Annotated in this window: 28 protein-coding genes; 13 read left to right on the top strand and 15 right to left on the bottom strand. The window is 72.0% G+C overall.

From position 1 onward, the window contains the following. Positions 1–30: 30 nt before the first annotated feature. Positions 31–591 carry a methyltransferase domain-containing protein gene (locus tag ACIBVP_RS32520; protein WP_396110233.1) on the top strand — a complete coding sequence of 187 codons (561 nt, stop codon included), beginning with the start codon at positions 31–33 and terminating at the stop codon, positions 589–591. A gap of 29 nt (positions 592–620) precedes the next feature. Here ACIBVP_RS32520 and ACIBVP_RS32515 read toward each other — a convergent pair whose 3' ends face one another. Genes ACIBVP_RS32515 through ACIBVP_RS32500 form a run of 4 tightly spaced genes read right to left on the bottom strand, consistent with a single transcriptional unit; the run spans position 621 to position 4,448 of the window. Continuing rightward, positions 621–1,112, bottom strand: a complete 492-nt coding sequence (locus ACIBVP_RS32515) for a GNAT family N-acetyltransferase (RefSeq protein ID WP_396110232.1) — start codon at positions 1,110–1,112, stop codon at positions 621–623. After that, positions 1,105–3,243, bottom strand: a complete 2,139-nt coding sequence (ligA, locus tag ACIBVP_RS32510; protein ID WP_396110231.1) for an NAD-dependent DNA ligase LigA — start codon at positions 3,241–3,243, stop codon at positions 1,105–1,107. The genes ACIBVP_RS32515 and ligA overlap by 8 nt, the downstream gene beginning before the upstream one ends. Before the next feature lie 9 nt (positions 3,244–3,252). Further along, positions 3,253–3,912 (bottom strand): hypothetical protein, encoded by a 660-nt coding sequence (locus ACIBVP_RS32505; RefSeq protein ID WP_396110229.1) that lies wholly within the window; start codon positions 3,910–3,912, stop codon positions 3,253–3,255. Next, complete coding sequence (locus ACIBVP_RS32500) at positions 3,909–4,448, bottom strand: TetR/AcrR family transcriptional regulator (protein WP_396110228.1); 540 nt, start codon at positions 4,446–4,448, stop codon at positions 3,909–3,911. Before ACIBVP_RS32500 ends, ACIBVP_RS32505 begins: the two co-directional genes overlap by 4 nt. 102 nt (positions 4,449–4,550) lie before the next feature. Between ACIBVP_RS32500 and ACIBVP_RS32495 the strand changes: the two genes are divergently transcribed. Next, positions 4,551–5,948, top strand: coding sequence for an MFS transporter (locus ACIBVP_RS32495; protein WP_396110227.1), 1,398 nt, complete (start codon positions 4,551–4,553; stop codon positions 5,946–5,948). Between the two features lie 16 nt (positions 5,949–5,964). After that, complete coding sequence (locus ACIBVP_RS32490; RefSeq protein WP_396110226.1) at positions 5,965–6,336, top strand: hypothetical protein; 372 nt, start codon at positions 5,965–5,967, stop codon at positions 6,334–6,336. Positions 6,337–6,404: 68 nt separating this feature from the next. Here ACIBVP_RS32490 and ACIBVP_RS32485 read toward each other — a convergent pair whose 3' ends face one another. The 3 genes from ACIBVP_RS32485 to ACIBVP_RS32475 form a co-directional block, all read right to left on the bottom strand. After that, positions 6,405–6,722 (bottom strand): hypothetical protein, encoded by a 318-nt coding sequence (locus ACIBVP_RS32485; RefSeq protein WP_396110224.1) that lies wholly within the window; start codon positions 6,720–6,722, stop codon positions 6,405–6,407. A gap of 117 nt (positions 6,723–6,839) precedes the next feature. Next, on the bottom strand, positions 6,840–7,049 hold the full coding sequence (locus ACIBVP_RS32480) for a hypothetical protein (RefSeq protein ID WP_396110223.1): 210 nt from the start codon (positions 7,047–7,049) through the stop codon (positions 6,840–6,842). Between the two features lie 48 nt (positions 7,050–7,097). Beyond that, complete coding sequence (locus ACIBVP_RS32475; protein ID WP_396110222.1) at positions 7,098–8,138, bottom strand: methionine synthase; 1,041 nt, start codon at positions 8,136–8,138, stop codon at positions 7,098–7,100. Positions 8,139–8,229: 91 nt separating this feature from the next. Between ACIBVP_RS32475 and ACIBVP_RS32470 the strand changes: the two genes are divergently transcribed. After that, positions 8,230–9,180 carry a chitinase gene (locus tag ACIBVP_RS32470; RefSeq protein ID WP_396110220.1) on the top strand — a complete coding sequence of 317 codons (951 nt, stop codon included), beginning with the start codon at positions 8,230–8,232 and terminating at the stop codon, positions 9,178–9,180. Here ACIBVP_RS32470 and ACIBVP_RS32465 read toward each other — a convergent pair. Both ACIBVP_RS32465 and ACIBVP_RS32460 read right to left on the bottom strand, forming a co-directional pair. Then, positions 9,158–9,574 (bottom strand): hypothetical protein, encoded by a 417-nt coding sequence (locus ACIBVP_RS32465; protein ID WP_396110219.1) that lies wholly within the window; start codon positions 9,572–9,574, stop codon positions 9,158–9,160. The genes ACIBVP_RS32470 and ACIBVP_RS32465 overlap by 23 nt on opposite strands. 100 nt (positions 9,575–9,674) lie before the next feature. Next, entirely contained in the window at positions 9,675–10,952 is a 1,278-nt protein-coding gene (locus ACIBVP_RS32460; RefSeq protein ID WP_396110218.1) for a hypothetical protein, read from the bottom strand. A 33-nt stretch (positions 10,953–10,985) separates the two neighbouring features. Here ACIBVP_RS32460 and ACIBVP_RS32455 point away from each other — a divergent pair, with 33 nt between their 5' ends. Genes ACIBVP_RS32455 through ACIBVP_RS32435 form a run of 5 tightly spaced genes read left to right on the top strand, consistent with a single transcriptional unit; the run spans position 10,986 to position 16,251 of the window. Continuing rightward, complete coding sequence (locus ACIBVP_RS32455; protein ID WP_396110217.1) at positions 10,986–11,876, top strand: serine/threonine dehydratase; 891 nt, start codon at positions 10,986–10,988, stop codon at positions 11,874–11,876. A gap of 33 nt (positions 11,877–11,909) precedes the next feature. Beyond that, the gene (locus tag ACIBVP_RS32450; protein ID WP_396110216.1) at positions 11,910–12,500 is read left to right on the top strand and encodes a hypothetical protein; all 591 of its coding nucleotides are present in this window, start codon (positions 11,910–11,912) and stop codon (positions 12,498–12,500) included. A 20-nt stretch (positions 12,501–12,520) separates the two neighbouring features. After that, positions 12,521–14,416 carry a S9 family peptidase gene (locus tag ACIBVP_RS32445; protein WP_396110215.1) on the top strand — a complete coding sequence of 632 codons (1,896 nt, stop codon included), beginning with the start codon at positions 12,521–12,523 and terminating at the stop codon, positions 14,414–14,416. Between the two features lie 43 nt (positions 14,417–14,459). Then, positions 14,460–15,680, top strand: a complete 1,221-nt coding sequence (locus ACIBVP_RS32440; protein WP_396110214.1) for a glycosyltransferase family 87 protein — start codon at positions 14,460–14,462, stop codon at positions 15,678–15,680. Positions 15,681–15,690: 10 nt separating this feature from the next. Next, positions 15,691–16,251 (top strand): GNAT family N-acetyltransferase, encoded by a 561-nt coding sequence (locus ACIBVP_RS32435; protein WP_396110213.1) that lies wholly within the window; start codon positions 15,691–15,693, stop codon positions 16,249–16,251. On the opposite strand, the gene ACIBVP_RS32430 is transcribed toward ACIBVP_RS32435, so the two are convergent. After that, positions 16,248–17,144 (bottom strand): LysR substrate-binding domain-containing protein, encoded by an 897-nt coding sequence (locus ACIBVP_RS32430; protein WP_396110212.1) that lies wholly within the window; start codon positions 17,142–17,144, stop codon positions 16,248–16,250. The genes ACIBVP_RS32435 and ACIBVP_RS32430 overlap by 4 nt on opposite strands. 73 nt (positions 17,145–17,217) lie before the next feature. Here ACIBVP_RS32430 and ACIBVP_RS32425 point away from each other — a divergent pair, with 73 nt between their 5' ends. Next, entirely contained in the window at positions 17,218–18,108 is an 891-nt protein-coding gene (locus ACIBVP_RS32425; RefSeq protein ID WP_396110211.1) for an EamA family transporter, read from the top strand. Here ACIBVP_RS32425 and ACIBVP_RS32420 read toward each other — a convergent pair. Genes ACIBVP_RS32420 through ACIBVP_RS32410 form a run of 3 tightly spaced genes read right to left on the bottom strand, consistent with a single transcriptional unit; the run spans position 18,054 to position 20,698 of the window. Continuing rightward, complete coding sequence (locus tag ACIBVP_RS32420; RefSeq protein ID WP_396110210.1) at positions 18,054–18,923, bottom strand: glycerophosphodiester phosphodiesterase; 870 nt, start codon at positions 18,921–18,923, stop codon at positions 18,054–18,056. The two genes, ACIBVP_RS32425 and ACIBVP_RS32420, sit on opposite strands and share 55 nt — an antisense overlap. 42 nt (positions 18,924–18,965) lie before the next feature. Beyond that, positions 18,966–19,586: a response regulator gene (locus ACIBVP_RS32415; protein ID WP_396110209.1), complete on the bottom strand. Its 621-nt coding sequence runs from the start codon at positions 19,584–19,586 to the stop codon at positions 18,966–18,968. Further along, positions 19,583–20,698 carry a GAF domain-containing sensor histidine kinase gene (locus ACIBVP_RS32410; protein ID WP_396110208.1) on the bottom strand — a complete coding sequence of 372 codons (1,116 nt, stop codon included), beginning with the start codon at positions 20,696–20,698 and terminating at the stop codon, positions 19,583–19,585. Before ACIBVP_RS32410 ends, ACIBVP_RS32415 begins: the two co-directional genes overlap by 4 nt. 115 nt (positions 20,699–20,813) lie before the next feature. Here ACIBVP_RS32410 and ACIBVP_RS32405 point away from each other — a divergent pair, with 115 nt between their 5' ends. From ACIBVP_RS32405 to ACIBVP_RS32395, 3 genes are read left to right on the top strand one after another with little or no spacing between them, the layout of a single operon-like run. After that, the gene (locus ACIBVP_RS32405) at positions 20,814–21,467 is read left to right on the top strand and encodes an SDR family NAD(P)-dependent oxidoreductase (protein ID WP_396110207.1); all 654 of its coding nucleotides are present in this window, start codon (positions 20,814–20,816) and stop codon (positions 21,465–21,467) included. Further along, positions 21,464–21,808 carry a VOC family protein gene (locus tag ACIBVP_RS32400; protein ID WP_396110206.1) on the top strand — a complete coding sequence of 115 codons (345 nt, stop codon included), beginning with the start codon at positions 21,464–21,466 and terminating at the stop codon, positions 21,806–21,808. Before ACIBVP_RS32405 ends, ACIBVP_RS32400 begins: the two co-directional genes overlap by 4 nt. Beyond that, positions 21,805–22,767, top strand: coding sequence for an S-adenosylmethionine:tRNA ribosyltransferase-isomerase (locus tag ACIBVP_RS32395; RefSeq protein ID WP_396110205.1), 963 nt, complete (start codon positions 21,805–21,807; stop codon positions 22,765–22,767). Before ACIBVP_RS32400 ends, ACIBVP_RS32395 begins: the two co-directional genes overlap by 4 nt. On the opposite strand, the gene ACIBVP_RS32390 is transcribed toward ACIBVP_RS32395, so the two are convergent. Together ACIBVP_RS32390 and ACIBVP_RS32385 are read right to left on the bottom strand one after the other, a co-directional pair. After that, positions 22,764–24,317, bottom strand: coding sequence for a polyamine aminopropyltransferase (locus tag ACIBVP_RS32390; RefSeq protein WP_396110204.1), 1,554 nt, complete (start codon positions 24,315–24,317; stop codon positions 22,764–22,766). The genes ACIBVP_RS32395 and ACIBVP_RS32390 overlap by 4 nt on opposite strands. Further along, positions 24,318–24,743: a DUF350 domain-containing protein gene (locus ACIBVP_RS32385; protein WP_396110203.1), complete on the bottom strand. Its 426-nt coding sequence runs from the start codon at positions 24,741–24,743 to the stop codon at positions 24,318–24,320. Positions 24,744–24,747 lie beyond the last annotated feature (4 nt).

The following is a 24,747-nucleotide window of genomic DNA, read 5'->3' as shown; positions in this document are numbered from 1 at the left end:
CGCGCCGAGCGTGCCCTTAGCGTCGAGCGCATGCCGATGAACGTCATACATCGCCGTATCTGCCAGTCCGACGGCTGGGCCACGAGGATGCGCTCGCAGGTGCTGCCGTGGGCGACCCGCGACGTCCCGTTGACCGGCAAGGTCCTGGAGCTGGGGCCGGGTTACGGGATCACGACTCGCTGGCTCACCGAACACGGCGGTGAGCTGACCGCGGTGGAGGTCGACCCGGCGCTGGCCGGTGACCTGCGCACGCGGTTCCCGGACGTGGACGTGCGCGAAGGCGACGCGGCCGCGCTCCCCTTCGAGGACGAGACGTTCGACGCGGTCGTGTGCTTCACGATGCTGCACCACGTGCCGTCACCCGAACACCAGGACCGGTTGTTCGCGGAGGCGGCCCGGGTGCTGCGGCCGGGCGGGGTGTTCGCGGGCTCGGACAGCGTGGTGAACCTGCGCTTCCGGCTGATCCACATCGGGGACACGATGGTGCCGGTCGACCCGGGCACCATGCCGGACCGCTTGCGGCACAACGGTTTCCAGGACGCGGCCACGCATACCGGCGGCCGGTCGTTCAGGTTCAGCGCCACACGGTGAACTACGTGCTGCCCCTGCGCGCCGACGAGCTACAGGTCCAGCCGGTAGGTGATCAGGTCGACGCCGGGCACCGGGCTCCAGTCCGCCTCGGGCGTGCGGCGGAAACCCAGTCGCTCGTACAACCGGTGTGCGACAACCATGTTCTGCGAACTGCTCAACGTCACCGCACGCAAACCCAGCTCCTCGGCCCGCTCGATCACACGCCGTGTCAGGGCCTCTCCCACTCCCCTCCCCCTGGCCGCGGGAGCCACCGCCAGCATCCGGAACTCCAGCTCGTCCGGGCCCGACACCTGCGCCCACGGCGAGCCGGGCGGCGCGACGGTGACGGTGCCCAGCACGGCGTCGGTGTCGTCCACGGCCACCAGCAACTCCGCCTCCCGTGCACGCGGGCGCGCGTCCGCGAGTTTCAGCGCGTACTCGCCGGAAGTCTCGAAACCGTCCGCGTGGTAGGCGTTGATCGTCAGCTCGCCGACCACCCCCAACTCGTCCTCACGGGCGGGGCGGATCGTCACCTCACTCATCCGTTGCCTCTTCCCCCACCTGCGCCACGTCCCGCGCCGCGTCCGGCCCCTGGTCGAGCAACACGCGGAAACCGTCCTCGTCCAGTACCGGGACCTTCAGCTGCACGGCCTTGTCGTACTTCGAGCCCGGCGCGTCGCCGACCACCACGAACGCCGTCTTCTTCGACACCGAACCGGACGCCTTGCCGCCACGGGCCATGATCGCTTCCTTGGCCTCGTCACGGGAGAGGGTCTGCAGGCTGCCGGTCACCACGATCGACATGCCCTCCAGGTTGCGCACGATCGACTCGTCGCGCTCCTCCTCCATGCGCACGCCAGCCCGCTGCCACTTCTCGACGATCTCGCGGCGCCAGTCGGTCGCGAACCACTCCCGCAACGCCGTGACGATCGTCGGGCCGACCCCCTCCGCCTGGGCAAGCTCCTCCTCCGACGCGTTCATGATGCGCGGCAAGGAACCGAATTCCAGCGCCAGTGCCCGCGCGGCGGTCGGGCCGACGTGCCGGATCGACAGCGCGACCAGGACACGCCACAGTGGACGCTCCTTCACGGTGGCCAGGTTCTGCAACAGCTTCTGGCCGTTGGCCGACAGCGCGCGCGCCTTGGTGCGGAACAGCTCGACCTGGAGCAACTTCTCCTCGTCCAGGTCGAACAGGTCGCCTTCGTCGGCCAGCACGCCGGAGTCGACGAGCGCGGCCGCGGCCTCGTACCCCAGCACCTCGATGTCCAGCGCCGAGCGGCCCGCGATGTAGGAGAGGCGTTCCTTGCGCTGCCCCGGGCAGTACCGGGCGTTGGGGCAGCGGATGTCGGCGTCGCCCTCCTTCTCGTACGCGAGCGTCGTGCCGCAGGACGGGCATTCCGTCGGCATGACGAACTCGTACGCGTCGTCCGGGCGCGCGTCCGTCACCGGGCCGAGCACCTCGGGGATCACGTCGCCCGCCTTGCGGATGACCACACGGTCGCCGATCCACACGCCCTTGCGCTTGACCTCGCTCGCGTTGTGCAGCGTCGCCATCTCGACCGTCGAACCGGCGACCTTCACCGGCTCCATCACCGCGTACGGCGTGACCCGGCCGGTGCGGCCGACGTTGACCCGGATGTCCAGGAGCGTCGTGGTTGCCTCCTCCGGCGGGTACTTGTAGGCGATGGCCCAGCGCGGTGCCCGCGACGTGGTGCCGAGCCTGCGTTGCTTCGTGACCTCGTCGACCTTGACCACGATGCCGTCGATCTCGTGCTCGACGTCGTGCCGGTGCGCGCCCCAGTACTGGATGTGCGCGAACAGTTCGTCGCGGCTGTCGATCACCTTGGTGTGCGTGGACACCGGCAGGCCCCACGCCTTCAACGCGTCGTACGCCTCGGACTGGCGGGCGGGCTCGAAGCCGTCGCGCTTGCCGAGGCCGTGACAGATCAGCTTGAGCTTGCGGCTCGCGGTGACCTTGGGATCCTTCTGCCGCAACGAACCCGCTGCCGTGTTGCGCGGGTTGGCGAACGCGGGCTTGCCCGCCTCGACGAGCTTCGCGTTGAGCTCCGCGAAGTCCTCGACGCGGAAGTACACCTCGCCGCGGACCTCCACGAGCTTGGGCACCGGGAACTCGTCGGTGCCGGTGAGCCGGGTCGGCACGTCCTCCAGGGTGCGGATGTTCAGCGTGACGTCCTCGCCCGTGCGGCCGTCGCCACGGGTGAGCCCGCGGACGAGGCGGCCGTCCTCGTACAGGAGGTTGATGGCGAGGCCGTCGATCTTCAGCTCGCACAGGTACGACGTGGGCCCCAGCTCCTTCTCGACCCGGTCCACCCACGCGCCCAGCTCGTCGGCGTCGAAGGTGTTGTCGAGGCTGAGCATGCGCTCCAGGTGGTCGACGGCCCTGAACTCCGTGGAGAACGTGCCACCGACCTGCTGGCTCGGCGAGTCCGGCGTGACCAGGCCGGGGTGCGCCTCCTCGACGGCCAGCAACTCGTGCCACAGCGCGTCGAACTCGCCGTCGGAGATCGTCGGCGAGTCGAGCACGTAGTAGCGGAAGCGGTGCCCGTTGATCTCCTCGGACAGCGCCTGGTGGCGCTCGCGCACCTCCGAGGGCACGTCCTCGACGCCTTCGGCCTTCACGGTGTCTTCTGCAGTGTCTTCTGCGCTGCTCACGAGGGCAGACTAGTCGGGACCACCGACATTTTCGGCCTCGTCGAGATCCCGCACGAGCGTCCGGAACTCGAGTAACCCGATCGTGTCGGCGGGTTCGGTCGTCGCGGTCTCCACGCGCCGCAGCCGCTGTGCCGCGAGCCGCTCCCCCAGCGCCGCGTCGAGCGGGAGGTAGGTCATGGCGTCGCGGGCCGCGTCGTCGAGCGCGGCCATCTCCGGGTGGTAGACGGCCACGTCGACCACGTCGCCGTCGACCTGGGCGACCACGCGGATGTCGGCGAGCGGGACGCGGTGGGCGCCGAGGTTCACGGTGACCTGTGTGGGGTCCGGGACGGGCGGCACGGAGTCGTGGTACTCCCAGATGGCGTCGTCGGGCGGTGCGGCCGCACGCCACGCGTCGGTGTAGGGGCGCAGTCGCGGGTCCTCCTGCCCGCTCAGCACCAGCGCGTAGATCGCCTTCTGTCCGCGTTCGAGGGAGAAGTGCAGGTCGGGGTGCAGGTCGGCGACGAGGGCGCACAGCTGGTTCTCGACCCGCTGCGGCTCGCGGTCGCCGAGCGACGCGGCCACCTCGGGCAGCATCTCGAACCAGCCGCACCAGAACCGTTCGGCGAGCGTCGCCGGGTCGGGCTGCGCGACGGACGCCCGTGTCTCCTTGCGGCGGAAGAACCTCACGCCTTCAACCCCTCCAGCAGGATGGAGATCATCCGTCCCCTGCTCTCCTCGTCGGCGTACCTGGCGGCGGCGCCGATGCCGTGCGACAACCGCATCAGGTCGATCGGTTCCAGGTCGGACCGCACGGCGCCGACGGCCTGGGCGGGTTCGAGCAACGACCACGCCGCGTCCCGCAGCTTGTGCTTGCAGTACTGGAAGGTCTCCGAGTCCTGGTCGATGACCGCCTTGATCGCCGCGGTCAGGCCCGCCCGGTCCGTCTGGAAGTTGACCAGGTCGCGGATCCACTCGCGGAGGGCCTCCAACGGGGGCAGCGCGTCGGCGAGCGCCTGGGACTGGTCGGCGACCTCTTCTATCTCACTGCGGTAGACCGCCTCGATGAGCGCCTCGCGGTGGGGGAAGTGCCGGTAGAGGGTGCCCGGCCCGACGCCCGCGCGCTTGACGATGTCGTCGAGCGGCGCGTCGACGCCGTTCTCGAAGAACACCTGACGCGCGGTGGCCACGATCCGCTCGTAGTTGCGGCGTGCGTCGGCGCGCATCGAAATTCACTCCATCCGGAGAGATCCTCCGGATACTCTTGCGCACCGGAGACGCTCTCCATATGCTAGCGCCAGCCATATGGAGACTGTCTCCGTTTAGGGGTGTGTTCCTTGACAACTCAATCGATCGCCCGGCCGGTGACGGCAAGGCCGGGCGTGGCGCTGGCACTGATCCTCACGTGCCAGCTGATGCTCATGCTCGACGCGACCGTGATGAACGTGGCGCTCCCCCGCATCCGCGCCGACCTCGGCTTCTCACCGGCCGGGCTGTCGTGGGTGATGAACGCGTACACGCTGGTGTTCGGCGGGTTGCTGCTGCTCGGCGGCAGGCTCGGCGACCTGTTCGGACGGCGGCGCGTGTTCCTGGTCGGCGTCGGGGTGTTCACGGCGGCGTCGCTCGCGGGCGGTCTCGCCGACTCGGCGTGGCTGCTGATCGCGGCGCGGATCGTGCAGGGGCTCGGCGCGGCGGCCGCCGGACCCAGCACGATCGCGTTGCTCACCAGCACGTTCACCGAACCGCGGGCGCGAGTGCGGGCGCTGTCGTTGTTCTCGGCGATGGCGTCGTCGGGGTTCGCCGTGGGCCTGATCCTGGGCGGGTTGCTGACGGAGTGGCTGACGTGGCGGTCGGTCATGTTCATCAACGTGCCGTTCGGAGCGGTGGTGCTGGCGTTCGGCGCCCGCCACATCGCCGAGCCGGCACGGCACCCGGCCCGGCTCGACGTGACGGGTGCCGTGCTGGCGACGCTCGGCGTCGGGTCGCTGGTGTTCGGGTTCATCCGCGCCGCCGAGGCGGGGTGGGGCGACGGGTTCGCGGTGTGGTCGGTGGTCGCCGGGGTCCTGCTGCTGGTGGCGTTCGTGTGGCGGCAGGCCTTCGGTGAGCACCCGATGCTGCCGCTGCGGCTGTTCGCGGACCGGAACCGGGCGGCCGGGTACGCGAACTTCTTCCTCGGGCCGCTGTCGATGATGTCCGCGTTCTTCTTCCTGACGCAGTTCCTGCAGGAGATCAGCGGGTACGGGGCGCTGACCACGGGGTTCGCGTTCCTGCCGATGGCGGTCGGGATCTTCGCGCTGTCCCGGCTGGTGCCCCGCCTGTTGCCGCGCCTGGGCCCGAAGCCCCTCGCGGTGACCGGCACCCTGCTGATGTCGGCCGGGCTGTGGTGGCTCGCGGGACTGTCCGCCGGTTCCGGTTACGTGCCGGACGTCCTGGGGCCGATGGTGCTGATGGGCGTCGGCGGTGGTCTCGCGTTCTCCCCGCTGAACGTGGTGATCATGTCGACGGTCCCGCCCGCCGACGCGGGGGCGGCGGGCGGCGCGCTGCAGACCATGCAACAGATCGGCTCGACGCTGGGGCTGGCCGTGCTGGTGACCGTGGCGGGCTCGGCGGCGCGCGGCCACACGGGCACGGACGCGTTGGTCACCGGCATGACGGCGGCGTTCACGACGTCGGCGCTGATCGCACTGCTGACGTTCGTGGTGGCGTTGACGTTCCGCCGGGAGTGAGCGCCACGATGTAGGGGTGCACATGGTCTGGGGCGTGATCCGGCGGCGGACGGTTCTCCTGGCGGTGACCGTCGAGCCCGACGGGTTCACCGTGTCGGGGTCGCCGGACGACGCCGGGTTCGTCTCGGCGGGCGACATCGTGGGGATCCAGCGGGGCGAACGTCACCTCGGGAGCGGGTACGTGCTGCGGGTCGAGCACGCGGCGGCCGGGGTGCCGTCGCCCGTCGGGTTGGTGCTCAAGCGCGGGCACCCGGTGCGGGCCGCGGTCGAGGCGCTGCGGCCGGAGCTGGTGACCGGGGCGATGCCACCGCCCTGGTGGCGCTCGGTCTTCACCATCGCGGTGGCTGTCGTGGTCCTGATCGTGGCGCTGGGGCTGGTCCTTTTCTGATCGCAGGGGGCACATGTTCCCGCGACTGTGCGGAGAACATGCGCCCCTCGCCCCCGGACAGGGCAGGATCACGCCATGTCACGCGTGTTCACCGTCGTCGCCGCGGTCGTCGCGGCGGTGTCGTTCGCCCTCATCATGACGAGGGTCGTCGTTCTTCCGCTGATGTTCGTCGCGTTCATGCCCGCCATCCTGTTCCTGGTGCTGCGGCGTGCCCTCCCCGAGATGATGCTGGGCCCGGCGGACCCGCCGCTGCCGCCTGCCGCGCCCGCGGTGGCCGAGGGGACCACCACGGGATACGTCGGACAGCGGGAGACGACGCTGAAGGTGAGCGTGCACCCCGACCGGATCGTCCTCGGGCCGCCGCTGCTGGGACGCCGGACGATCATGGCGGACCAGCTCACCGGGATGGTTCACGAGCCGGCCGGGGTGCTGCGGATAGACCACACCGCACCGGTACTGCGGTCGGCGCCGATCCGGCTGCCCCTGTCCGTGGGCTCGCCGCTTCACGTCGCGCTGACGTGGTTCGCGGGGCAGCGTCCGGCGCTCCCGGTCCCGACGCCGGTACCGGGCCGGTGGACGTTCCTGCGGGTGTGGGCCGTCGTCGCGGGGGCCGAGGGAGTGGCGATCGGCGTGTTCATGCTCGTGCGCGGCAACCCGGCCGGTGCGGGCACCATCCCCGCGTCGCTGATCGCCGCGGCGGTGGTGTGGTTCATGGCGTCCGGGGAAGCCGCCCCTGTCGTGGCAGGAAACGAGGCGCTGACCTACCAGGACTCGGGTGGCTCCACGAAGCCCTTGCCGAGGTCGCGGGTCAGCTCCAGCGCCCGCCGAACCCACGCGGTCGTGGCGCCGGCGAGCCCGCACGTCGGTGTCGGCACCGCGCGTTCCGCCAGCAGGGTGCGCGGGAAACCCAGGCGGTCCACCAGTTCCAGCGCCGGGCGGGCCACGTCGTGCAGGGTGGGTGGGCGGTTCGGCTCGGTGCTCGGGACCAGGCCGAGGAAGAACACGCAGCCGTCGTCCCACGCCTCGCCCAGTTGGTCGGCGAACACGGCGGGCATGCCGTCGAGCAGGGTCGCGTCCAAGGAGATCGCGTCGGCGCCCGCCGACCGGAACAGGGCGACCGGGGGGCGCGGGGCGCAGCAGTGGACGACCACCGGCTGGTCCGTGGCCGCGCGGGCCGCGTCGATCAGGACGCGGAGGACCTCGCGGGCCTCCGGTTCGGCGACGGCCGACACCATGCCCAGCCCGGACGGGGTGGGCAACGCACCCGCCAGTACCGCGGGCAGGGACGGCTCGTCGAACTGGACGACCACCTCGGCGCCCGTGCGCTTGCGGACCTCCGCGACGTGCCGCGTCAGCCCCTCGGCGAGGGACTCGCCGAAGTCCCGGAGCGCGCCGGGGTCGGTCATGACGCGGTGGCCGCGGGGCAGTTCGATCTCCGATGTGAGCGTCCACGGGCCCGCCAGCTGCACCTTCACCAGCGAGGGCTTCGCGGAGTCGGTCGCCGCTTCGAAGGCGTCGAGGTCGCGGCGGAGGTGGTCGACGGCCGTGCGGTGGTCGCCGCCGGGACGGGCCGCCACCCGGTACGCCGAGGGCACCACCTCGACGGCGAGGTCGACCAGCAGCGCGGCGGTCCGGCCGATCATGTCCGCACCGAGACCACGTTTCGGCAGCTCCGGCAGGTTCGGCAGGCCGGGCAGCTCGCCGACGACGATGGCCGCCGCCGCCACCGGGTCGGTGCCCGGCATCGAGCCGACAGCGGTCGCGGCAGCAGGTGGGAACGTCACGCGCACAGTCTGACTCATGGCCGTGGTCTAGACCTATTGACCTTGTGGTCTGAACCACTTAACGTGAGCGCACGCCTACTTCCAGCGATGCGAGAGGTGTGTCGGGGACATGCGCAAGACGATCATCACCGCTGTCGCGGCGCTCGCCGCGGGCATCTTCGGAGCCGTACCAGCACAGGCCGCCGTGGCCGGACCGACGGCGGCGCCCTACATCGACATCACGATGCCGTCGCCGTCCCTTGTGGACGTGGCGAACGCGACCGGGCAGAAGGTGTTCACGCTCGCGTTCGTGCTCGCCGACTCGACCGGCTGCAACCCGTCGTGGGGTGGCACGATCCCGCTCGACGACCCGCGGATCATCGGGGACATCCAGGCTCTGCGGGCCATGGGCGGCGACGTGATCGTCGCGACCGGCGGCGCCGCCGGGCCGTACCTGGAGTACACGTGCGGCAGCGTCGACGCGCTCGCGGACGCCTACCGGAAGATCCTCGACGCGACCGGGGCGAACCACCTGGACGTCGACGTCGAGGCGACCATCCCGCAGGACACGGTCAACCAGGCGCTCAAGCGGATCCAGGACGAGCGCGGCACCTCGATCAGCTACACGCTGCGGGTGCAGGGCGACGACTACGGGCTCGACCCCTACTCGGTACAGGTGCTCCGGTCGGCGGCGGCGCACGGGGTCGACGTGCTGGTGAACCCGATGACCATGGAGTTCGGCACCAGCAGGCCGGACTGGGGTGACGCGGTGATCGCCGCGGCCGAGAGCGTGCTCGGGCAGATGAGGACGATCTGGCCGGCCATGTCGGACGCGGACCTGCGGCGGCACCTCGGGGTCACGCCGATGATCGGGCGGAACTTCAACGGGAAGGTGTTCGACCAGTCCGACGCGCGGCAGCTCGTCGACTGGGCGAACGCCAACCGGATCGGGCTGCTGGCCTTCTGGTCGGCCGGACGCGACAACGGGTCGTGCCCGGGCGGTGGGGTCTCCCCCACCTGCTCGAGCATCGACCAGTCCGACTACGAGTTCACCTCGATCATGCGCGGCTTCCCCGCGTAGCGGCGAACACCTGGAAGGCGCCGAGGGCGAGCACGACCACCGACAGCGCGACCAGCAGCAACGAGCCGAGCGCGGTCAGCTCGCCCACGCCCGCCAGTTCGACGATGAGCCCGTCGACCGCGCAGACCATGTTGACGACGCCGACCGCGATCGTCGCCCGCCGGTTGATCACCGGGCGGAAGCCGAGGAAGAGCACGGCGGCGCCCCAGGCGACGAAGAACAGCCCGGCGCCCAGCAGTACTCCGGTGGGGATGCCGAACGGTTCGGCGAGCACACCGGCCAGCGCGGCGAGCAGGACACCGGACGGGAGGGTGGCGAACCCGTCGAGCAGGACGGCCTCGCGGAGCAGCTTCGGGGTGGCGGTGGTGTTCGTGGCGGCGATGGTGGCGGTCATGTGAACCTCCGTGGCTGGGTCGTTGTTGACGCCACCGAAGGTCGCCCGGCGGGCACTGCCAGTGCCACGCCAAGAGCTGCCAACTACTGCCAACCGCAGGTCATGACGGTGAAACCGGTACGCGCAGCTCGGCCGCGACGATCTTGGCGGCGGCCGCCTGCCAGTTGTGGAGGGTGCGTTCCGGGACCTGGTCGACGAACCACGCGAGGGCGCGGCGGGCCACCGGGTCGATCTCGGTGACCTTCGTGCGCACGCTGTAGGGGCGGACGCCGACGACGTAGTAGAAGTACAGCGCGTTGTAGTGGCGCCACTCCTCGGAGGTGCCGAAGTCGCCGTCCGCGGGCTTGAGGCGGGTGATCGTCTCGAGCAGCAACGCCTTCAGCTCCGTCGCGCGGGCCAGCGGCGCGTCCGGTACGCCGCGGGCGGTGAGGCGGTCGGTGATCACCGGCAGTGCCGTGAGCGGGCTGGAGGCGAGCTTGCCGAGGTCGCCGTAGTGGGACAGCGCGCGGCGGGTGAGGCGGGCGAACTCGGCGTCGTCGACGCCGAACAGCGGAGCCGGTGCGCGGCGCGGCAGCGCGGCGGCGACCTCGCGCAACTCGGTGCGTTCCTGCCGCAGGTCGGGTGCGTCGCGGAAGGCGAACCGGTCGGCGAGCGCGTTGATCGGCCTGGCCAGCACCTGCACGGTGATCGCGGCGGCCACCACGCCGTGCAGCAGCAGGTCCAGGGAGCGGTCGACGAGCAGCGCGGCGAGCCCGACCTGGCTGCCGAACAGCACGGCCACCCCACCGGCGACGAGCAGCGACCACACCATGTCGCGGCGGATCGCCTCGCCCTCGTCGAACGCGTCGAGCACCGCGACACAGCCGCCGAGCAGCAGCAGGTCGAGGCCGATACCGGCGAGCAGGAGGGTTCTCGGCAGGTCGTCGAGGAAACCGAGCAGGACGAGCCCGGAGCCGAGGCCGAACAGCAGCAGCGCCGCCACGAGCACACCGAAGCCCGTGCCGATCCGGGCGCGGCGGCGCAGCAGCAGGGCGAGCGCCCAGAACAGCGGGAGCACCACGAGCCCGGCCAACGGCCGGAACAACGCGCTCGCGAGCGCGACCGCGAGCGACGCCGGGAACACGACGCGGAACCACCGGCGGTCGAGGCCGGCCGGTTCCGGCAGCAGGGCGACCAGCACGCCGGTCCACAGCACTGCCGGGAGGCACAGCAGGACGACGTGCACCCGGTCGTCGAGGAACGGCTGGTCCGCGGCGAGCGCCAGCCCGTACGCGAGAAGGCCGAGGCCAGCGCGCCGCAGGACGGGCTTGCGGGGGTCGCGTGCGAGCAGGTACAGGCCCAACCACCAGGCGAACCCGAACGCCACGACCGTCAGCACGCCGCCACCTCTCACTCGATTACGGTGGGGTTCATGCTGTCAGACACGCCCGACGTGGCGGCCGCCGCGAGCCGCATCGCCCCCTACGCCCGGCGCACCCCGATCCTGCGCGCCGAGGTCGACGGCCGGCCGGTGGTGCTGAAGCTGGAGCACCTGCAGCGGACCGGTTCGTTCAAGGTGCGTGGCGCGCTGAACGCGTTGCTGGGCGCCCCGTCCCGGCCGGAACGCGTGGTCACGGCGTCCGGCGGCAACCACGGGGTGGCGGTGGCGACCGCCGCGGCCCTGCTCGACCTGCCCGCGACGGTGTACACCCCGGAGTGGGTGCCCGACGCGAAGGCCCGCCGGATCGAGGCGACGGGTGCGAAGCTCATCCGCCACGGCGCGACGTACGCGGAGGCGGCGTCGGCGGCGACCGCGGTGCCGGACGCGTTGTACGTCCCCGCCTACGACCACCCGCTGGTGATCGCGGGCCAGGGCACGTGCGCGGCGGAGGCGGTGGCGGACGCCCCCGACGTCGACGCGCTGGTGGTGGCGGTCGGCGGCGGCGGGCTCGCGTCTGGCACCGTGCTCGGCTCCGGCGGCAGGCACGTGGTGGCGGTGGAACCCGTGGGCTGCCAGGCACTGCACGACGCGCTCGAGGCCGGGCGCCCGGTGGACTCCCCCGTCGGCGGCGTCGCGAAGTCGGCCCTCGGCGCGACGCGGGTCGGTGCGGTGCCGTTCGCGATCCTGCGGTCGGTCACGTCGGTGCTCGTGTCCGACGGGGAGATCCTCGCCGCGCGGGACCGGCTGTGGGAGGAGTTCCGCCTGGCCGTCGAACCCGCGGGCGCGGTGCCGTTCGCGGCGTGGCTCGCTGGCGCGGTCCCCGGCGACCTGTCGTGCCTCGTTCTGTGCGGAGCGAACACGGACTGGACTCCGTCCGACTAAGCTCCCTCCCGGTCATCGCGAGGGGGATTCGTCATGTCGAACGTTCGGCTCCCGGACCGGACCGTGCGCGGAACCGTTGTGGTGGCACGGTTCCGGCCGACGCGGCCGGTGCTCTGGATCGTCGTCTGCGTCGGGTTGGTGGCCGCGATGGTCGCGGGCGTGCTCGGCGGCAAGCTCGCCGAGGACGGCGGCGCCATGCTCGGTGTGCTCGCGGTGCTGTGGATCGTCGCGCTGGGGTTCGTGTTGTGGCGCTGGGTGCTGCCGCGGCTCACCCGGATGTCGCGCAGCGGCTGGGCGGCCTTCGCGGTCGACCCGCACGGCATCTTCCTCGGCGCCGAGCCGAGGAAGGCGCCGAATTTCGTGCCGTGGCAACAGGTCGCCGGCGTGGTGGTGCGGGAGTGGACCACCGGCAACGAGACCCGCAAACGCCACCGCGGCGTCGGCATCGCGATCCGCGACGCGTCGATGCCGCTCGGGCCGGTGCGGCTGTCGCCGCGGGACCTCGACCACCGCGTGCACGTGCTGCTCCCGATGAAGGACTGGCACACCGACGAACGAGCGCTGGCGACGGCCATCGCCTCCGTCGCGCCGGGCGTACCCGTCGTCCGGCACAACCGCGGCTAGTCAACGGAAAGGAAATCCACGTGCCGACGAGGTTGACGGCCGAACTGGTGGTGGACGGTCGTGTGCCGTCGTCGCCGGTGGTGTCCCCGGACGGCCGGTGGGTGGCGTACGTGGTGGCCCCGATCGGGCAGTCCGGCGCGCACACGGTCAGCGAACTCCACGTCACGGCGGTCGATGGCGAGGTCGCGCCGACGCGGCTGGACATCCCGCCCGCTCACCTGTCCGCGCCGCGCTGGGCGGCGGACTCCGAGTCGATCTTCTTCCTGTCGGACCACGCCGACCGAGGCACGCCGCAACTGCACCGGATCGGCCGTGCCGGCGACGCGATGACGGTGCTGACCCGGTGGGGAGCAGGGGTGCAGAACCACCGTCCCCTTGCCGACCCCGGCGTCGTCGCGGTCATCGCGCCCGACGACGAACGGGAGCCGGACGACCCCTTCGTGCGCGGCCGGACACGGCCGGCACGCCTGCGGCTGCTGGACCTGCGCACCGGCCGGGTCGACGTGCCCGCCGCGTTCGGCGACCGGCACGTGGTCGACGCGGTCCAGCGTCCCGACGGCGGGCCGATCGCCGTGCTCACCTGGCCGACGCCCGAGCTCGACCCCGGGCTGCTCCATCCCGCGTTGCACCTGCTGGACCTGTCCTCGGGCCAGGTTCGCGACCTCGGTCCGGTGCCGGTCGACGCGCACTCGCCGGTGTGGTGGCGTGGTGAGGACTGGCACCTGTCCTATCTGGCGCTCACCCCACCTGGGCTGCTGGCCGGGATCGCGGTCTTCGACCTCCAGCCCTCCGGTTCCGAACCGGCGCACCGGAACGTGACCGCCGGAATGCCCGTGTGCCCGGCGGAGTTGGTGCAGGTCGACGGAGGTGCTCCGCTTGTGCTGATGGCCGACGGGCTGGACACCGGCATCCACCAGCTGACCGCCGACGGGCTCGTGGCGGTGTCACGGTCCAGGGGCCTGGTCGAACACCTCAGCGCGAGCCGGGACGGCGACGTCATCGCGGCGGTCGTGAGCAGGGCCGACGAGCCGCACAACGTCCTGGCAGGCCCGGTCCACGGCCCTCTTGCCCGCCGCACCGACACACGCCCCGAACTGCGTGACATCCCGTGGGGCACCCAGCAACGCCTGCGTTACGAGGCCGCCGACGGCCTCGCCCTCGACGGGCTGCTGATCCTGCCGCCGGGCCGTAGCGGGCAGGACGGCCCCTTCCCGCTGGTGACGATCGTGCACGGCGGTCCCGACGACCGGTACGCCGACGAGTTCATGCTGTACTGGGCGCCGTCCGGGCAGTGGCTGGCGCACGCGGGCTACGCGGTGTTCCTGCCCAACCCCAGGGGCGGAGTGGGCCGGGGCCACGAGTTCGTGGCCACCGTCGCGGGCGCCGTCGGCCAGGACGAGTGGACCGACATTCTGTCCGGGATCGACATGCTGGTCGCCGACGGTGTCGCCGACCCGGCCAGGCTGGGCATCGCGGGCTGGAGCCACGGCGGGTTCATGGCCGCGTGGGCGGTCGGCCACACCGACCGGTTCGCGGCCGCCCTGATGGGTGCGGGAATCAGCGACTGGGGTCTGCAGGCCGCCGCGGGCGACTGGGGTCCCTTCGACGCCGCGCTCGGCGGCAGCGCCGGATGGGAAGGCACCGGCCCGCACCCGCACGACGTGCTCAGCCCGATCTCCTACGCCTGCGCCGTCCGCACCCCGGTGCTGATCGTGCACGGCGCCGACGACACCAACGTGCCGCTCGCCCAGGCCGAGTACTTCCACCGCGCGCTCCGCCGGTTCGACGTCGAGCACGAGTTCGTCGTCTACCCCGGGGAGGAACACGCCATCCGGCACCGCGACCACCAACTCGACCTGCTCCACCGGACGCGGGCGTGGTTCGACCGCTGGCTGGGGCCATCCACGGGAACCTGATCGGCGCAGCGGGCGCGGCCATCTCATTTATGCTGGTCGCAGCTTGATCGCGTCTCCCGGGAGAGCGGAGTTGGTCGCCGTACGCAAGGTTGTGCTCCTCGTCCTGGTCGTGGTCGACGTCGTTGTGGTCGCGTGGTTCCTGTTGTCGTTCCGGGACGGGGTGCTCGGCAGCGCCTACCGCATGGACCTGGACGTGTACCGCGTCGCCGTCGACGTGTGGTGGCGCGGCGGTGACCTGTACGGGGAGTTGCCCCGGCTGCGGAACGGCTGGCACCTGCCCTACCTCTACCCGCCTGTCGCGGTCGTCGTGCTGGCGCCGTTCGCCGTCGTGCCGTTCTGGCTCGCCAGTGCGGTCTTCGCGCTCGTCACGATCGCGGCGGTGGCGCTCGTGCTCGTGGTGGTGCTCCGCGCGCTGGAGGTGCGCCCCACCGCGGTGCTCGTCGGCGCGCTGCTGCCGGTGGCCCTGTTCATGGAGCCGGTCCGCGAGACGCTCCACTTCGGTCAGGTCAACGCGGTGCTGATGGCACTGGTCGTGGCGGACTGCCTGATCCGCGCCCCGCGCTGGCCGCGTGGCGTGCTGGTGGGTGTCGCCGCGGCGGTGAAGCTGACGCCCGCGGTCTTCGTGTTGTTCTTCCTGCTGCGTGGCGACCGCCGGGCCGCGGTCACCGCCGGCGTGTCGTTCCTGTGCGCGACGGCCGTCGGGTTCGGGGTGAGCTGGTCGGGCTCCGTGCGGTTCTGGACGCACGAGGCGTTCTACTCCTCCCAGTTCCGCGGCATGTCCAACGAGATGAACCAGTCGCTCAAGGTGGTGCTGGTGCGTTTCGGGGTGGACCCGAAGGTGCTGTGGCCGCTGCTCGCGGTCGCGGTGCTGGGCGTCACGGCCGTCGGTATGCGCCGGGCCTTCGCCTCGGGGTGGCCGGTGTGGGCGCTGGGCCTCAACGCGCTCGGCGCGCTGCTGATCTCCCCGGTGTCGTACTCGCACCACTGGGTGTGGGTCGTGCCGATCCTGCTCACCGGCGCCGTGTACGCCTGGCGGGCCCGGCATGCCGCCGCGCTCGCCGCCGTGGCCGTGGGGGCGCTGGTCTTCGTCCTCGCGCCGCACTGGTGGTGGGACCCGAGCACGCCGTGGCACGGCTGGCGCCTGCTGTCCGGAAACGCCTACGTCTGGGCCGCCGCGATCGTTCTCGTCGCCGCCGCGCTACCACGTCGCGAACGAACAACGGTCGGCGCGCATGACGTTGCCGCACCGAAGTCGGCCGTGTAGACAGTGATCAATGCCTGCCCTGCCCTTCCCCGATCCCCCGCTGGGTGACGACGTCGTGGTGTTGCGGCCGTGGCGGGACGCGGACGTCCCGGAACGGTTCGCCGCCTTCGACAACCCCGAGTGCCTGCGGTTCTCGTGGCCGCTCCTCGAGACGTTCGCGGAGAAGCACGTGGTGGCGAGCCTCCGTGTCGAGGAGCGGCTGCGGTCACAGGGCACCGACGTCCACCTGGCGGTGGTCGACGCGGCCGATCCCGACGCCGTCCTCGGCGGCTGCTCCGTCTACGACGTGGACCACATGATGGCGAGTGCCGCGGTCGGCTACTGGTTGCGGCCGGAGGCGCGTGGGCGCGGCGTCGCGAGCAGGACGCTGCGGCTGATCGCCCGCTGGGCCTTCGACCACCTCGGTGTCCGCAGGCTGGAGCTGACCTGCGGACCGGACAACGACGCCTCGCAGCGCGTCGCCGAGCGATGCGGGTTCACGTTCGAGGGCGTGATGCGGTCGCACCTCCCGTTCCGGGGCAGGCGCCGCGACACGATGCTGTTCAGCCTGCTGCCCGGCGAACCGGGCTAGCGCGACCACCGGGCACGGAGTGCCTCGACCACGGCGTGGATGGCCGGACGACCCGACGACTCCGCACGCCACACCGCGAACACCCGCCGGTCCAACGCGGGTGTCACCGGGATCAGCCGCACGCCCGGCGGGACGTGGTCCGTCGCCAGGCGCGGGATCAGCGCCACCCCCAGCCCCGCGGCGACGAGCGCCAGCTGCGTCGGGAACTCCGCCGCCTGGTGTGCGATCACCGGCTCGTGCCCGTCGCGGCGGAACGTGTTCGTCAGCCAGTCGTGGCAGATGGTGCCCGCCGTGGACGAGATCCACGGCTCCCCCGCCAGTTCCGACAGGGCCACCGACGTGCGGGTCGCCAGCGGATGCCCGGCCGGGACCGCGACATCGGCCGGGTCGTGGCCGATGTCGATGCCGCGCAGGCGGTCCGGCACCGCGACCGGCACGTTCGCCCAGTCCTGGGTCACCGCCAGGTCCAGGTCACCTGCCGTGAGCCTGCCCATCGCCTGGTACGGCTCCACCTCCAGCAACCGGATGCGCAGGTCCGGGTGCGCTGCCGCGCAGGCGGTGATGACCGACGGCAGCAGGCCGCGGGCCGCGGTCGGGAACGCGCCGACGGCGAGCGTGCCGAGCACCCTGCCCTGCCGGGCCGCGAGATCGGCCGCGGCCTCCTCGACCGTCGCGAGGATGCGGGCCGCGTGGACGGCCAGGGCCTGGCCCTCCTCGGTCAGCCGCAGGCCCCGGCCCTGGCGTTCGGCCAGCACGCAACCCGCCTCGCGTTCGAGCTTCGCCATCTGCTGGGAGACCGCGGACGGGGTGAGGTGCAGTGCCTGCGCGGCGGCCGCCAACGTGCCGTGCCCGGCGACGGCGTGCAGCACACGGAGCCTGGCCAGATCGAGCATGAAGCAACTCTAACCTTTGCGCCCAAGAACACGTCACTTGTGCTTCATTGTCGCTCCGTCGAGAGTGGACGACGTGTCTCCCCGCCACCTGCTGCTCGCGCTCGGGCTCGCCGCCGTCTGGGGCCTGAACTTCGTCGTCATCGACGTCGGGCTCGCGCACTTCCCGCCACTGCTGTTCTGCGCGCTGCGGTTCCTGGTCGCCGCCGTGCCCGCGATCTTCTTCCTGCGCTCCCCCGGCGTGCCGTGGCGGTGGGTGGCGCTGGTGGCGCTCACGCTCGGGATCGGGCAGTTCGGCCTGCTGTTCTCGGGCATGGCGGCCGGGATGCCACCGGGCCTGTCGTCGCTGGTGTTGCAGGCGCAGGCGCCGTTCACGCTGCTGTTCGCCGTGCTGCTGCTGAAGGAACGGCTCACGCGCGGGCGACTCGCGGGCATGGCGGTCGCGCTCGGCGGGATCGCGTTGATCGCCGTCGACCTCGGCGCGACCAGCCCGGTCGGCGCCTTCCTGCTGCTGCTCGGGGCGGCCGCGATGTGGGGCGTGGGCAACGTCGTCGTGCGGCACGCGCGGCCACCGGACATGTCGCGGTTCATGGTGTGGGTGAGCGCGCTGGCCGCGCTGCCGCTGTTCGGGATGTCCGCGGTCGTCGAGGACGCCTGGCACACGCTGCCGACCGTGCCGTGGTCGGCGGTCGGGGCGGTGCTCTACGTCGGGCTGCTCGCGACCGTCGCCGGGTTCGGCGTGTGGGGGTACCTGATCCGGACCTACTCGGCGTCGGCGATCGCGCCGTTCTCGTTGCTGGTGCCCGTGTTCGGGATGGCCGCGGCCGCCGTCCTCACCGGCGAACGAGTCACCCCGGCGCAGGTCGTCGCCGGGGTGCTCGTCCTCTCGGGGGTGTTTGCCGGGCTGGGGCGTCAGGCCGCGGCGCGGCCGTCGCCGGCGATGATCCCGGCCAGCACGTCCGGGTAGTTGGTGATGATCCCGTCGACGCCCTTGTCGATCTGCGCCCGCATGTCGGCGGCCGTGTTGACCGTGTAGACGTAGATCTCCAGGCCCGCGTCGTGCACGGCCCGCACGTAGGCGGCGTCGACGGTCGTGAAGCCCGGGTTGATCTGGTCGGCCCACTTCGCGTAGGCGGCGATCTCGGCCTCCGGGACGCGGCCGAGGAGACCGTGCGGGATGCGCGGCAGCAGGTCCTGCGAACGCTTCATGGACGCCCAGTCGAAGCTCTGGACCACCAGGCGGTGCGCCAGCCCGGGCGGCGCGGGCATGAGCCACCAGCGGTCGAGATGCCGCGCGACCTGCTTCTCGATGCCGGGGTAGCGCGCGGGCGCCTTGATCTCCAGCAGGAGCCCGACGTCACCGCCGTGCAGCACGTCGAGTGCCTCGGCCAGCGTGGGCACCCGTTCACCGTCGAACTCCGGGCCGAACCACTCGCCGGCGTCGAGCTGCCGGATCTCGGCGAGGGTGAACGCGCCGACGTCGTAGGAGGGGCGGCCGGGGAAGACCTCCTCGGCGTCGGTCGTGCGGACGAGGTTCGTGTCGTGCATCAGGACGATCTGACCGTCGGCGGTGCGCTGGACGTCGATCTCGACCATGTCGGCGTCCATCTCCACCCCCAGCCGCATGGCCGCGAGAGTGTTCTCGGGCGCGTGCGCCGAGGCGCCACGGTGGGCGACGTTGGTGAGGTCGGGTCGCACGTCGGCAGCGGCCGGTTGGGCAAGACCGGTGCCGACGGCGACCAGTACGGCGGTGAGCGCGAGGATTCCGTGCGTACGTGCCATATGTCCGATCTTTGCTGACAACGGCGACAGTACGCAAGAACCTCACAAAACATCGACGATGCCGGTGCGGACCGCGTGCAGTGCCGCCTGGGTGCGGTCCTGCACGCCGAGCTTGCCGAGAATGGCGCTGACGTGCGTCTTCACCGTCTTCTCCGACAGCGACAGCACACGGGCGATCTCCCGGTTGGAGCGGCCGCGGGCGACCTGGGCGAGGACGTCGCGTTCGCGGGCGGTCAACTCGGCCGCCCCCGGGTGGGCCTCGCCCTCGGCCAGCAGCCGGGCCACCTCGGGGTGCAGCAGCACGTGCCCGGCGTGCACGGAACGGATGGCGGCCGCCAGCGCGGGCGGGTCGACGTCCTTGTACACGTAGCCCGCCGCGCCGGCGCGGACCGCGGGCAGGACCGCGCTCGGCTCGGTGTAGCTCGTGACGACGAGCACGCGCGCGGGGTTGTCACGCAGGCCGCGCAACGCCGTCACACCGTCGGCGCCGGGCATCCGCAGGTCGAGCAGGATCACGTCCGGGCGCAGCCGCTCCGCCTCGTCCACACAGGACTCACCGTCGGCCGACTCGCCGACGACGGTGATGTCGTCCTGCAGGTCGAGGAAGGTGCGCAGCCCCTGCCGCACCACCGGGTGGTCGTCGACCACGAGCACCTTGATCACGCGGGCACCACCAACCGGACCGAGGTGCCGCCGCCCGGTTCGGAGACGACGGTGAGGGTGCCGCCCGCGTCGGCGGCCCGGTCGCGCATCGACGCGAGACCGAGCCCGCGACCGCTGTCGGCCGGCGCGAAACCGGCGCCGTCGTCGGTCACCCGCAGCAGTGTGGCGCCGTCGTGCTCGGTCAGCACCACGTCGATGCGGGACGCGCCCGCGTGCCGCAGCGCGTTGTGGATGGCCTCCTGCGCGATCCGGTACACGGCGTCCTTGCGGTCCTCCGTCAGCTCCGGCACGCACCCGCAGCCCGCGTACCGGATCGCCGGTTCGTGCACGCGGTCCAGCAGCTCCACCTGCTTGCGCAGCGCGCTGTCCAGCCCGTCGCCGTCGAGGTCGGCCGGGCGGTGCCCGACGACGATGGCACGCAGCTCCGCGCTGGCCTCGGCCGCCAGCCTGCGTACCGTCGCCAGCTCGGCGGCGGCGCGGGCGGGATCGCGTGCCAGCAGCGCGGACGCGGCGTCGGCGGTGAGACGCAGGCTGAACAGCTTCTGCGACACCGCGTCGTGCAGCTCGCGGGCGATCCGGTTCCGTTCCTCCACAATGGACAGCTCGCGGCTGTGCTCGTAGAGGCGGGCGTTGACCAGTGCGATCGCCGCGTGTGCCGCCAGCAGCCGCATCAGCTCCTCGTCCTCGGCCGTGAAACCGTCCTGGTTGCAGCTGTTGGCGAGGAACAACTCGCCGAGGATCTCGTCACCGTCGGCGATCGGCATGCCGAGGAAGTCGGTCAGCTCCGGGTGCGCCTTCGGCCACCACCCGAAGCGCGGGTGATCGCGGATGTTGGCCAGGCGCACCGGGTTCGGGTCGCGGAGCATCGCGCCGAGGATCCCGTGCTGGCGCGGCAGCGGCCCGATCGCGGCCCGCTCCTCGTCGGTGACGCCGTCGGCGAGGAACTCGGCGAACCCGCCGTCCCCGTTGGGGATGCCGAGCGCGGCGTACCGCGCGCCGACCAGCTTCCGCGCGGACGTGAGGATCGTGGCCAGCACGTCGCGGACGGACAGGTGCGCCGTCACCGCGAGCACGGCGGCGCTCACGTCCCGCAACTCGTCCCGGACCTCCACGTGTCCACGGTACCCACCGCAGGGGTGCGCTGGGCCGGACCTAGGACCAAAGACCGAGGTCACGACGGTCGGGAGGCCGATGGTTTCCGCCCGGCCCGACCCTAGCGTCGAAGCCATGAGAGCGATCATCACGGGAGCATCGAGGGGACTCGGGCTGGCACTCGCCACGGGGCTCGCCGAGCAGGGCTGGAGCCTGGTGGTCGACGCCCGCTCCCCCGCCGACCTGGCGTCGGCCGCCGAGTGGATCGGCGGGGACGTGACCGCCCTGCCCGGCGACATCCGCGACCCCGCGCACCGCGCCGCGCTCGCCGAGGCCGCCGGTGACGTGGACCTGCTGGTCAACAACGCGGGCATCCTCGGGCCGAGCCCGCGGCCGCGGCTCGCGGACTACCCGGTCGACGTGCTCCGGGACGTGTACGAGGTGAACGTGTTCGCGCCGCTCGCGCTGACACGGCTCCTGCTGCCGACACTGCGGGCCCGCGACGGCGCGGTGGTGAACGTGACCTCGGACGCCGCGGTCGAGGGGTACGAGGGCTGGGGCGGCTACGGGTCGGCGAAGGCCGCGCTGGAGCAGGCGAGCAACGTGCTGGCGGCCGAGGAACCGGGGCTGCGGGTGTGGTGGGTGGACCCGGGCGACCTGCGGACCCGCATGCACCAGGAGGCGTTCCCCGGCGAGGACATCAGCGACCGGCCGCTGCCGGAGACCGTGGTACCCGCGTTCGTGAAGCTGGTGACGGAGCGGCCGCCGTCGGGGCGGGTCCGGCTGTGACCGATCTGTGGTTGCCGTACACCGTGCCGGACCTGGCACCCGCACTCGCGTTCTACCGCGACCGGCTCGGGCTGGCGGTGGTGGACGGGTGGTCCCGGGACGGCGAGGAGGGCGCGGTCCTGGCCGCCGGGTCGGCGTTCGTGGAGCTGGTGTCGCCGGTCGTTCCCGGGCCGGCGCCGGTCGCGTTCCAGGTCGACAGTGACGAGGACGTCAACGCGGTGCACGCGCGGATGCCACCCGGCGACGTGCTGGCGCCACCGCACCGGTACCCGCGCGGGCACCGCGGGTTCGAGGTGCGCGGGCCGGCCGGGGCGACCGTCATGGTCTGGAGGGAGCGATGACGCTCGAGTTCACGCTGCCCGCGACGCGGGAGGCGCACGAACCGCCCGAGGCCAGGGGGCTCGGGCGGGACGGCGTGCGGTTGCTCGTGACGTCGGGCGGGCGGATCACGCACCACCGCTTCACCGACCTGCCGTCGTTGCTGCGGGCCGGGGACGTGCTGGTGGTGAACACGTCGGCGACCGTGCCCGCCGCGGTGCGGGCCGGGGACCTGGTGGTGCACTTCTCCACCGAACGGCCCGACGGCACGTGGCTCGTCGAACTGCGGCAGGGTACGCGACCGTTTCCCGGCCGGGCGGGACGGATCGCGCTGCCAGGTGGTTCGGTGACGTTGGTGGCGCCGTTCGGGTCCGGTCGCCTGTGGACGGCCGAAGTGGACGTGCCGGCGGCCGTGCCCGCGTACCTCGCCGAGTACGGGACGCCGATCCGGTACTCGTACGTGCCGTCGTGGTGGCCCCTGTCGTACTACCAGACCGTGTTCGGGGTCACGCCGGGCAGCGCGGAGATGCCCAGCGCGTCGCGGCCGTTCACCGACCGGATCGTGACGGAGCTGGTGGCGCGCGGCGTGCAGTTCGCGCCGGTGCTGCTGCACACGGGGGTCGCGTCGGCGGAGGCGCACGAACGCCCGTACCCGGAGCGGTTCGCGGTGCCGCCGACCAGCCGCGCGGTGGTCGACCGGGCCCGGGCCGAGGGGCGGCGGGTGATCGCCGTCGGCACGACCGCGGTGCGCGCCATCGAGTCGGACGGCGACGACGGGTGGACCGACGTGATCGTCACGCCGTCCCGCGGGGTGCGCCGGGTCGACGGGCTGCTGACGGGCTTCCACGAACCGAAGGCGTCACACCTGGACATGCTCGCCGCGTTCGTCGACGAGGACGTACTGGGCGCCACGTACCGCGAGGCGATCGCGGAGGGCTATCTGTGGCACGAGTTCGGCGACGTGAACCTGTTGTTGCATTAGTACTGCTGCCACTCCGAGGTGGCCAGTCGCAGCACCTTCGGGTCGTCCAGTGTGGACGGTGACTCCGCGCCGGTCGGGCGGCGGTCCACCGGGAAGACCGCGGCGGCGGCGAGGTTCGGTTCGTCGAGGAAGCGGAGCGGCTCGGGTGGGTCGAGGCGCAGCGGCGGCCGCGCGTCACCCGCCTGGGCCAGGATGAAACCCCAGTCGCCGAAGGTGGGGACGTTCACGTGGTAGGGCGTCGTCGACAGGCCCGCCGCCCGGACGGTCGCGTCGATGCAGTCGAACGTCCTCGGCGCGAAGTACGGCGACCCGCCCTGGACGACCATCCGCCCGCCCGGGGCGAGGCGCTGGCGGGCCAGTGAGTAGAACTCCTCCGAGTACAGCTTGGCGGTGGCCGTCGAGTCCGGGTCGGGCATGTCGATGACGACCGCGTCGAACCGCTCCCGGGCGTCCCGCAGCCACGTGAACGCGTCGGCCGTGACCAGGCGGACGCGCGGGTCGTCCAGCGAACGCTGGTTCAGCGCGGCGATCGTCGGGTTCTCGCGGGCCAGGCGCAGCACCGACGGGTCCAGCTCGACCTCGACGGCCTCCCGCACGTCCGGGTACTTCAGCACCTCGCGCATCGCGAGACCGTCGCCGCCGCCCAGGACCAGCACGCGGTCGCGTTTGCCCGCCAGCACCGGGTGGACGAGCGCCTCGTGGTAGCGGTACTCGTCCAGCGAGCTGAACTGCAGGTCGCCGTTGAGGAAGAGCCGCGTGTCCGTCGGACCGCCGACCAGCGGGGTCGACTCGGTCAGCACGATCTCCTGGTACTGCGTGGTTTCCGAGTACACGACCGGGTCCTCGTACAGCTCGTCGCGGGCGTAGCGCAGGAACGCGTCGCTCTGGGCGAACGCGAACACCAGCACCGCGAGCACCCCGGCCGTGCCCACGGCGAGCGCGAACCTGCGCTGCGCGGTCACCGTGAACAGGAAGAACGCGACAGCGGCGCCCGCGACCGCGTTCACCATGCCGACGAGCAGCGCACCGCGGGTCTGGCCCAGCAGCGGCAGCAGCAGGAACGGGAACGCGAGACCGCCGATCAGGGCCCCGATGTAGTCGGCCGCGAACAGGTCGGCGGTCGCGGAACCCGCGTCCTGCTTGCGGATCTTCTGCAGCAGCGTCATCAGCAGCGGGATCTCGGCGCCGATCAGCGCACCGACGAGCAGCGCGATGCCGATCAGGGCAGGCCAGTACAGGTCCAGCCACGTGAACGCGGCGTGCAGCCCCAGCACGGACAGGCCACCGAACAACGCGAGCAGCGCCTCGACGATCGCGAAGCTCAGCAACGGCCTGCGCTGCAACGGTTTCGCGGCGAGCGACCCGACGCCCATGGCGAACACCATGGTCGCGAGCACGACCGACGCCTGCGTGATCGAGTCGCCGAGCAGGTACGAGCCCTGCGCGACCAGCGCCAGCTCGTAGACGAGCCCGCACGCCGCGCAGACGAACGTGGCGAACAGCAGCCCCGCGCGTGCGGCGCGGGTCCTCGTCTCGGTTGCCGTGACCACCTAGAAGATGGCGACGGCCACGATCGCGGACACCGACAGGTGCGACGCGGCGCTGACGTACACCGCCGGGTGCGCCTCCTCGGCCATCAGCATCTCGCCGAGCTTGCCGGGCGTGAACGCGTCGATCACGACGAACGACACACCCATCAGGACGAGACCGAGGATGCCGTACGCGGCGGTGGACAGCAGGCCCTCGCCCCAGTCGCCCTGGCTGGCGGCGATCGCGGTCGCCACGATGATGCCCACGCCGAGCAGGTTGCTGGCGAGCAGGATGGCGGCGTTGCGGTTGCGCTGCACCCAGACCTGCTCGCGCAGGTTGCCGGGGGTCAGCAGGTCGACCAGCACGAAGCCGAGGGCCATCAGCACCAGACCGACCAGGCCGTAGGTGGCGGCGATGCCGACTTCACCAAAGACGTCGGAAACCATGTCG

Source organism: Actinophytocola sp. NPDC049390, from assembly GCF_044466355.1.
Lineage (GTDB): Bacteria > Actinomycetota > Actinomycetes > Mycobacteriales > Pseudonocardiaceae > Actinophytocola.
The sequence above is the reverse complement of the archived record's forward strand: the minus strand, read 5'-3'. Positions and strand labels throughout refer to the sequence as shown.

Excerpts from the sequence above, each read along its gene's own strand:
- ACIBVP_RS32520 (WP_396110233.1), top strand. The coding sequence starts at position 31 with ATGCCGATGAACGTCATACATCGCCGTATCTGCCAGTCCGACGGCTGG.
- ACIBVP_RS32515 (WP_396110232.1), bottom strand. The coding sequence starts at position 1,112 with ATGAGTGAGGTGACGATCCGCCCCGCCCGTGAGGACGAGTTGGGGGTG.
- ACIBVP_RS32500 (WP_396110228.1), bottom strand. The coding sequence starts at position 4,448 with ATGCGCGCCGACGCACGCCGCAACTACGAGCGGATCGTGGCCACCGCG.
- ACIBVP_RS32485 (WP_396110224.1), bottom strand. The coding sequence starts at position 6,722 with ATGATCGTCCGGCGTCCCAGCAGCGGCGGCCCGAGGACGATCCGGTCG.
- ACIBVP_RS32480 (WP_396110223.1), bottom strand. The coding sequence starts at position 7,049 with ATGAACCACACCACCGCCGCGGCGATCAGCGACGCGGGGATGGTGCCC.
- ACIBVP_RS32475 (WP_396110222.1), bottom strand. The coding sequence starts at position 8,138 with ATGAGTCAGACTGTGCGCGTGACGTTCCCACCTGCTGCCGCGACCGCT.
- ACIBVP_RS32470 (WP_396110220.1), top strand. The coding sequence starts at position 8,230 with ATGCGCAAGACGATCATCACCGCTGTCGCGGCGCTCGCCGCGGGCATC.
- ACIBVP_RS32465 (WP_396110219.1), bottom strand. The coding sequence starts at position 9,574 with ATGACCGCCACCATCGCCGCCACGAACACCACCGCCACCCCGAAGCTG.
- ACIBVP_RS32455 (WP_396110217.1), top strand. The coding sequence starts at position 10,986 with ATGCTGTCAGACACGCCCGACGTGGCGGCCGCCGCGAGCCGCATCGCC.
- ACIBVP_RS32450 (WP_396110216.1), top strand. The coding sequence starts at position 11,910 with ATGTCGAACGTTCGGCTCCCGGACCGGACCGTGCGCGGAACCGTTGTG.
- ACIBVP_RS32435 (WP_396110213.1), top strand. The coding sequence starts at position 15,691 with ATGCCTGCCCTGCCCTTCCCCGATCCCCCGCTGGGTGACGACGTCGTG.
- ACIBVP_RS32430 (WP_396110212.1), bottom strand. The coding sequence starts at position 17,144 with ATGCTCGATCTGGCCAGGCTCCGTGTGCTGCACGCCGTCGCCGGGCAC.
- ACIBVP_RS32420 (WP_396110210.1), bottom strand. The coding sequence starts at position 18,923 with ATGGCACGTACGCACGGAATCCTCGCGCTCACCGCCGTACTGGTCGCC.
- ACIBVP_RS32405 (WP_396110207.1), top strand. The coding sequence starts at position 20,814 with ATGAGAGCGATCATCACGGGAGCATCGAGGGGACTCGGGCTGGCACTC.
- ACIBVP_RS32395 (WP_396110205.1), top strand. The coding sequence starts at position 21,805 with ATGACGCTCGAGTTCACGCTGCCCGCGACGCGGGAGGCGCACGAACCG.
- ACIBVP_RS32385 (WP_396110203.1), bottom strand. The coding sequence starts at position 24,743 with ATGGTTTCCGACGTCTTTGGTGAAGTCGGCATCGCCGCCACCTACGGC.